The organism is Paenibacillus arenilitoris (genome assembly GCF_014705655.1).
GTDB classification, from domain to species: Bacteria; Bacillota; Bacilli; order Paenibacillales; family Paenibacillaceae; genus Pristimantibacillus; species Pristimantibacillus arenilitoris.
In genome coordinates this window covers 119016-126720 of sequence record NZ_JACXIY010000005.1, presented here as the reverse complement: position 1 = coordinate 126720, position 7705 = coordinate 119016, and the positions used below count along the sequence as shown (strand labels likewise).

General features: G+C 53.5%; 5 protein-coding genes. All 5 read left to right on the top strand.

Features of this window, described 5'->3' with window-relative positions; translation table 11 throughout:
- Positions 1–501 precede the first annotated feature (501 nt).
- The gene (locus IDH41_RS04670) at positions 502–2268 is read left to right on the top strand and encodes a sensor histidine kinase (protein ID WP_190858729.1); all 1767 of its coding nucleotides are present in this window, start codon (positions 502–504) and stop codon (positions 2266–2268) included.
- Positions 2261–3865 (top strand): helix-turn-helix domain-containing protein, encoded by a 1605-nt coding sequence (locus IDH41_RS04665; protein ID WP_190858728.1) that lies wholly within the window; start codon positions 2261–2263, stop codon positions 3863–3865. The genes IDH41_RS04670 and IDH41_RS04665 overlap by 8 nt, the downstream gene beginning before the upstream one ends.
- A 118-nt stretch (positions 3866–3983) precedes the next feature.
- Positions 3984–4898 carry an ABC transporter permease gene (locus IDH41_RS04660; RefSeq protein WP_223829443.1) on the top strand — a complete coding sequence of 305 codons (915 nt, stop codon included), beginning with the start codon at positions 3984–3986 and terminating at the stop codon, positions 4896–4898.
- 32 nt (positions 4899–4930) lie between these two features.
- Positions 4931–5860, top strand: a complete 930-nt coding sequence (locus tag IDH41_RS04655; RefSeq protein ID WP_190858726.1) for a carbohydrate ABC transporter permease — start codon at positions 4931–4933, stop codon at positions 5858–5860.
- 75 nt (positions 5861–5935) lie between these two features.
- Complete coding sequence (locus IDH41_RS04650) at positions 5936–7504, top strand: ABC transporter substrate-binding protein (protein WP_190858725.1); 1569 nt, start codon at positions 5936–5938, stop codon at positions 7502–7504.
- Positions 7505–7705 lie beyond the last annotated feature (201 nt).

Sequence of the window (7705 nt, the reverse complement as noted above, 5' to 3'; positions counted from 1 at the left end):
GGGATAATCATGGAGGAGCCGGATGCGACGACCCGCACGTCCGGATCTGTGAGAGGCCTATGCGCTTGCGCATAGGCCTACTCGATTTGTTTCGGGCGAATAGGAGGCAAAAGAAAAGAGAGCCTTTTTAGGGGCTCTCCCGACGGTGTTTGATCGTTGAGTCTTCATATATCGCACTTTACTTTGAAAATTTCGGGCACCGCTCGCTCGTTTTCCGCCTTTAACGGATCGTTACAGAGCGTGTGTGTTTCAGAGATGCTCTGCGACACAACCCCTCGCTTCCATAATAGTTAAGTGGTTAAATAAATGCCTCCTGCAGTCCAAGTCCCAAAAGGTCCAACGGAACCACACCTCTCTTCACACCGTCGATATTATAATGCTCTCTTTACATAATCTTTATACACACGTTCAGCTACTTAAGCCAGTAAAGATTTTATATTGCGTAAACGCTTTAAATGCTAAAATAGGAATCGACAAGAGACGAACGGAGGAACGCAGCCCTTGAAATTCGGTCATTCGATCCGGACAAGCTTAATCATCGGTTTTATGGCGGTGATGCTGCCGATTTTGATCTTTATGTTGATCAACCATTTTACAGCGCGGGATATCGTCAGGGCCAAGATGACCGAGACTTACCGCAATACGCTCGACATCTTCGTCAAGCAAACCGATCAAAATTTGAAGGAGATCGACAACTATTTGCTCGACATGTCGATTCTTGACGTCGACGTTGGGCTTTTGATGTCTTTTCCGATGGTTAGCGACCTGTACACGCTGACCAAGATCCGCATTGACGGCAAGCTTAAGCGCGACGTCGGTGTCTACAGCTTAATCGATACGGTGTTTCTGTACCACGAAGGGGATACGATCTTCGGTACCGACAGCGAATATAACGTCGCCAGGTCGATCGTGGAGACGCATATGCCGGAGTTGGCCAGGAAGAGCCGTACTCCGGCCGACAGCGACCGGCGCTGGGAGGTTCGATATGACGAGCGGATGCCGGGGCATTATTTTCTGATGAACAGCGTCGAAGTGACGGATGGGCTTTATGCGGGAGCGATTATCCGGATAAGGGACATTAACCAGCTGCTCTCCATCCAATGGAGCGACGGGGATATCGGCCACAGCAGCATTTATAGTCGCGAAGGCAACGCGCTGAAAGCTATTTTGACGGAAGCGGAGCCTCCGGTCGCGTGGGACGGCACGATCAAGGACGACCTGTACCATTCGATCACCAATGAAGCAACGGGCAAATCGTATTTGGTCATGAACCGATTAACCAGCATGGCCAGTATCGCCTATCAGGTCATCGTGCCCGAGGAGACGCTGCTTCGCAATTTGATGTTTTTCCAAAACGTCGCATTGTTTGCGCCTTTCGGCTTCATTGTCATTTTGAGCTTATATTTGATTTTCTTGCGGAAAATGCTCTTTAAGCCGTTCCATGAGTTGATCGCCGGGATGAAAAAAATATCGCTCGGTATGCTCGATGTCCGGCTAAATACGGGAAAAACGATGGAATTCGCTTTTCTCGGCAATACGTTCAATACGATGGCGGAGCAAATCAAGACGCTGAAGATCGGCGTTTACGAGGAGCAGCTGCGCGTGAAGCAAGGTGAGCTAAGGCAGCTGCAGGCGCAGATCAACCCGCATTTTTATATGAACAGTCTCAACATCATTTATAATCTTGCCGCCTTGAACGACACGGAATCCGTCAAAAAAATGTCGCTGCATCTCGCCGATTATTTTCGTTTCATTATGCGCGCGAACCGGGACATGCTTACGCTTGGCGAGGAACTGTCGCATATCGAAAATTACATCACGATCCAGAAGATGAGGTTTCCGGGCAAGCTGGACTGTATCTTTGAGGTGCCGGAGCCGATTCGATCGTATCCGATCGCCGCGCTGACCGTGCAGCCTTTCGTTGAAAACGCCATTATCCACGGCTTCAAAAACCGGAGAAAGCTGTTTCTTATCTGCATTAAAGCGGAAGTAATCGAAGAGGGCCCTGCGGTACAATCCTCGGTCCGCTTGTCGATCACGGACAACGGAACGGGGTTTCCGGAGGACGTCTTGCGCAAGCTTCAGCTCAATCAGCCGGTCGAAAAGGACGGCAACGCGAGCCACGGCATCATTAATGTCATGCATCGCTTATCTTTGCTCTACGGAAGCACAGCTTCGATTCAATTTCAAAACGCGGAGGATGGAGCCGGAGCGACCGTAACGATCGTATTTCCGAGGCCGCCCGAGGGAGTGAAACCAAATGTATAACGTATTGATCGTCGATGACGAGGAGCTTGCCATTCGGGGCATTACGCACGGCATCGACTGGTCGGACCTGCCCATCGCGGGCATGTTCGCCGCTTATGACGCGGAGGAAGCGAAAGAGCTGTTTGCGGACAACCGGATCGATATTCTGCTATCGGACATCGACATGCCGAATGAAAACGGAATTGAGCTGCTGCGGTGGGTGAACGAGAACAGCCCGGAGACGGTTACGCTATTCTTGACCGGGCACGCCGATTTTAAATTCGCGCAGCAAGCGGTGCAGCTCGATTGCTTCGATTATTTGCTGAAGCCGATCGATCATGCGCAGCTTAAGGGCTGCATTGAGGGCGCGATCGAGAAAGTCAAGGAGCAGCGGCAGCAGTCGGAGATCCGCAGCGCCTACCAGACGTACTACGAGCAGTGGAATAAGCAGCGGCCGGTGCTTGTCGAGCGCTTCTGGCAGGACGTATTCCACTACCGGATTTCCGCGCTCGCGAATCGGCTTGAACCGGCGATGGCGACGTACGGCATCCCGCTTAAGGCCGATAGCGGCATACGCATCGTGTTGATCAGCATCGAGCAATGGCGGGAGGAGTGGTCGGCGCGCGACGAGGAGATCATGACGTACGGCGTGAAGAACGCGGCCGAGGAGCTTGTCCTGCACGGAAGCGACGGGCATGTCGTGCAGGACGGAAGCGGCATTCTCTATATTGTCTTCTACGATGCTGGGGCGGAGACGGACGCGGCGGTCGCGGAGCGGTGCGCGCATTTTATCGGGCAGTGCGGCCGGCTGTTACATTGCCGATTGTCCTGTTACATCGGTCTTCCGGTATCGGTCCAGCAGGCCAGGGAAAACACGCTGCGGCTGCTGGAGTTGGAGAAGAGCAATATTAGCGGAATCGGCACCGTTATTTTGGAACGGGAATATACGAAGAAGGCATTCGACGGCGCGCCGCTCCACTTTCATTTCTCCGACTGGGCCCTTCTTCTGGAGCTGGGGAAGCGGAGGGAGCTCTCGCATCGGATCGACGACTGCTTCGACCGGATGCAGGAGCACAGCGCCGATTACGCGTTTATGGCGTCGTTTTATTTCGGTTTCATGAACATGGTGTTTCAATGGCTGCACAAACGGTCGGTTCAACCGACGGACGTCTTCCCGAACGGAGAGTGGGAGGAAGGCGGGCAGGCGTTGAAGTCGATTCCCAGGCTGCGGGCGTGGACGCATCAGCTATGCGCCCTTACGTCTGAGTATGCGCGGCAGGGAGGGAAGGAAGCATCGCATGTCATCGAGAAGGTGAGGCGCCATATCGAGGAGCATCTGCACGAGGAATTCAGCCGCGAGCAGGCGGCCGAAGCCGTTTATTTGAACCCGGCCTACTTGTCGAGGCTATTCCGCAGGGAGACGGGACGGTCGTTGACCGACTATCTGGTCGAGGTGCGCATCGCGAAGGCGAAATCCGAGCTTGAGTCTACGAACATCCGGATCAGCGACATTGCGGTGTCGGTAGGCTATTCGAATTTTTCGCATTTTTCGAAGCTGTTCAAGAAGGAAACCGGATTAACGCCGCAGGAATACCGAAAAAAAACGCAGCAAACGTAAGAAGTCATTCCAGCGTTAACAAAGTCACGACGCCGATAGATCATCGGGCGTCGTTTTTTTTACAATGAAAGTACGTTACAGAAACAAAGCAACGACTTTCGGCTTGAGGGGGAAACGTATGGCGCTCGTTCGCAACATGAAAAAATATTGGGTTTTCTACGTCATGATGCTGCCCGGCGCGGCATTTTTGATCCTGAACAACTACATCCCGATGCTCGGGGTGCTGATCGCCTTCAAAAGCGTCAATTATGAAATCGGCATGCTCAAAAGCCCGTGGGTAGGGCTCGACAACTTTCAATATTTGTTCAAAACGACGGATGCGTGGATCATAACCCGCAACACGATTTTGTACAATGCGGCGTTCATCGTGCTGAACCTGGTCGTGCCGGTCGCGTTCGCCATTTTCCTTAACGAGATGAGAAACAAATTTTTCGCAAAGGTCCATCAGACGATTCTGTTCCTGCCGTACTTCCTGTCGATGGTCGTCGTCAGCTACCTCGTCTACGGCTTCCTGCACGATACGCATGGGTTCGTCAATACGACGGTCATGAAATCGTTCGGCCTCGAGCCGGTGCAATGGTACTTCCAGAAGGAGGTATGGCCGTATCTCCTCCCGCTCGTCAATACGTGGAAAAACGTCGGCTACTACGCCGTCATTTACTTGGCGGCCGTCATCGGCTTCGACGACGAATATTACGAGGCGGCCACGATCGACGGGGCCAGCAAGTGGCAGCAGATCAAAAGCATCACGATCCCGCTGCTCGTGCCGATGATGATCATTATGACGCTGCTGCAGATCGGGCGCATTTTCTACGCGGATTTCGGCTTGTTCTTCCAAGTGCCGAGGGAATCGGGTCCGCTCTTCCCGGTCACGAACGTTATCGACACGTACGTCTACCGGACGTTCATCGCGCTTGGCGACGTAGGGCTGTCATCGGCGGCAGGCTTGTATCAATCGATATGCGGCTTCATTCTCGTGTTCGTCTCCAATTGGGTCGTTCGCAGAATCGATAAAGATAAAGCGCTGTTCTAGGGCAAAAAGAAGAACGTTCAGGAGGAGCCATAATGGAAGCAGTCAAAAGAAGGTCGGGGCCGAACCCGTTCAACGGCGTATCGCCGGTCGCCAATTCGCTCATCAATATTTTCTTTACGATTTATTCGCTATGCTGTATTCTACCGCTTGTGCTCATCGTGATGGTGTCGCTATCCAACGAACAGGATATTTTGACGATGGGCTACAGCTTCATTCCGAACCGGATCGATTTGACGGCATACGAGTTTCTGCTTGAGGATTGGCGGCAAATATTGCGGTCATACGGCGTAACGTTCTTCGTGACCGTAGTGGGTACGTTGATCAGCCTGATCGTGATGTCGCTGTATGCGTACCCGATCTCGCGGACGGATTTCCCGCAGCGCAAGTTTTTTACCTTCTTCATCTTCTTCACGATGCTGTTCAACGGAGGATTAGTGCCTTGGTATCTCGTATACGTGCAAATGCTGGAGCTGCGCAACAATATTTGGGCGCTCATTCTACCGCTTATTGTATCCGCCTTCTTCGTTCTTATTATAAGGACCTTCTTCCAGCAGACGATCCCAAGCGCGGTGTTGGAGTCGGCCAAAATCGACGGCGCGGGCGAGCTTCGGATTTTCTTTCAAATCGTCATGCCGCTCTCGCTGCCGGTTCTGGCGACCGTGGCGCTGTTCAGCACGCTGAATTATTGGAACGACTGGTTCCTCAGCCTTGTGTTCATCACGGACGACAAGACGCTCAGCATTCAGTATTTAATGTACAAGACGCTGCTTAACATTCAGTTCATGGCGAGCAACAGCAATGCGGTAGCCGCGATTTCGGCCGCCGGCGGCGTCGTCTCGTATCCGAACGAAACGGTGCGGATGGCGATGGCCATCGTCGGCATCGGACCGATCGTATTCGCCTACCCGTTTTTCCAGAAATATTTCGTCAAAGGATTAACGGTAGGCGCGGTTAAAGGGTAATCGAGCACCGGCTACAGCCGGCCATGGCCGGATGAGCATAGCGTCATCATCATTTTTAGGGAGGTCAATCGGTCTATGGTTCAAATGAGAAAAAAGAGGTTTAGCGCAATTATCGTAATGCTAGTCGCCATGCTCCTGTTCAGCGCTTGCTCCGGCGGCAAAAGCGCGGGCGGCGCCAACGATACGACGGGCGGGGATCAGGCGACGAACGCCGCGGAATCGGCGGAACCGCAAGCGTCGAAGCCGGCTGCGGGCGCATCCGACCTGAAGCCTTATGAGCTGAAGCTCGTTTATACGGGCGCTCCGCAGGCGGACGAGAAGAAGGTCGAAGAAGCGATGAATACGTATTTGACCGAGAAGATCAACGCGACGATCGACATCGCGCCGATCGACTGGGGTCCGTGGGAGGATAAGCTGAACCTGATGATCGCTTCCCGCGAGAAGGTCGACGTCGTATTTACCGCCCAATGGCAGAAGTATGCGGTCAACGTGGCGAAGGGCGCCTTCAAGGACCTCGGTCCGCTGCTCGAATCGCACGGCCAGGGCATCGTCGAATCGCTCGATCCAGCTTTCCTCGAAGGCTCGAAGATCGACGGCAAAAACTACGGCGTGCCGACGAATAAGGAGCTGGCGGCGCAGGGCGGCATTATTTACCGCAAGGATATCGCCGAAGAGCTCGGCATCGATATGACGCAGGTCATAACGATCGCGGACCTCGACGCCGTCTTCAAGGCGGTCAAGGATGGCAAGCCGGGCATGACGCCGCTGTACTTGAAGGAAGGCGAAACGTTCAACTCGCATTACCTCGGCAACTACGACGCCCTGGGCGACACGTCGATTCCGGGCATGATCCTGAAGGACTCGGACAGCACGAAGGTCGTCCCGTCCTACGAGCTGCCGCGCTATGTCGATACGCTCAAAATTACCCGCGAATTTTATAAGAAGGGCTACATTAACAGCGATGCGGCTACGAACCAGACGATGAACACCGACGCCATGAAGGCCGGCAACGTTTTTGCGATGACTTCTTCGCTCAAGCCGGGCAAATACGCCGAGATCGAGAACCAGACGGGGCTCATCGGCAAGCTGGCCCAAATTCCGCTCAACGAGAAAACGATCGCTACGTCGGAAACGGCGGGAGCGATGCTGGCGGTATCCACGACTTCCGGCGATCCGGAGCGCGCTATGATGTTCATCAACCTGCTTCATACGGATAAGTATTTGAACAACCTGCTGAACTTCGGCATCGAGGGCGATCATTACGAGAAAGCGAGCGAAGAGATCATCAAGCCGACGGACAATACGAAAAGCTACTCGCCGGGAGCGGCCTGGATGCTCGGGAGCCAATTCTTGAACTACGTATGGGAGTCCGAGGATCCGGATAAATGGGCGCAGTACAAGGAATTCAACCAAAACGCGAAAGTATCGCCGGGTCTCGGTTTCGTCTTCAACAGCGATTCGGTGAAGGCGGAGGTCGGCGCCATCGTCAACGTCGATTCCCAGTACCTCATCGCGCTCGAAACGGGATCGGTCGACGTCGACAAGGTGCTTCCGGAATATATCGAGAAGCTGAAGGCGGCGGGCATCGACAAAATCATCGAGGAGAAGCAGACGCAATTCGATAAGTTCCTCGCAAGCAAATAGGCAATAAGCCGTGTCATACAGTGCCGGTCCAGCGGAATCCCGCTTGGCCGGCGCTGTTTGTTCTTCTACCGTTTTAACGGCTCTACCGTGCGGTAAAAAGCGGCTTTGCTCCCGCAGGCGGGCGGGCGACTCGACCTAAGTCCAGTGCGAAAACCGCCGAAGGTCCGTTTTATAAACTTTGAAATTGCCCTAAACTAAGTA

Bases quoted from the DNA above. Each gene is read 5' to 3' on its own strand.
- IDH41_RS04665 (WP_190858728.1), top strand. From the start codon at position 2,261: ATGTATAACGTATTGATCGTCGATGACGAGGAGCTTGCCATTCGGGGC.
- IDH41_RS04660 (WP_223829443.1), top strand. From the start codon at position 3,984: ATGGCGCTCGTTCGCAACATGAAAAAATATTGGGTTTTCTACGTCATG.
- IDH41_RS04655 (WP_190858726.1), top strand. From the start codon at position 4,931: ATGGAAGCAGTCAAAAGAAGGTCGGGGCCGAACCCGTTCAACGGCGTA.
- IDH41_RS04650 (WP_190858725.1), top strand. From the start codon at position 5,936: ATGGTTCAAATGAGAAAAAAGAGGTTTAGCGCAATTATCGTAATGCTA.